The organism is Gilvimarinus sp. 1_MG-2023, assembly GCF_030548285.1.
Genome location: NZ_JAUOSC010001174.1, coordinates 1 through 262 on the forward strand (window position 1 = coordinate 1; position 262 = coordinate 262).

Below are 262 nucleotides of genomic sequence, written 5' to 3' on the forward strand. Positions count from 1 at the left end.
GCACAAAGAACGTCCTTTCTACAAGGATCTGGTTGGTTTCATGACTTCTGGTCCTGTCGTTGTACAGGTTCTGGAAGGTGAAAACGCTATCCTGCTGAACCGCGAACTGATGGGTGCAACCAACCCTAAAGAAGCTGAAGCCGGTACTATCCGCGCTGATTTCGCTGAAAGCATTGATGCCAACGCAGTACACGGTTCTGATTCTGCAGAATCTGCTGCTCGTGAAATTGCTTATTTCTTCTCTGCTGACGAAATCTGCGCA

General features: G+C 48.5%; 1 protein-coding gene. It reads left to right on the top strand.

Going from position 1 to position 262, the window contains the following annotated elements; genetic code table 11:
• On the top strand, positions 1 to 262 hold a 262-nt coding region (locus Q4563_RS20555; RefSeq protein ID WP_303605833.1), incomplete at both ends, for a nucleoside-diphosphate kinase.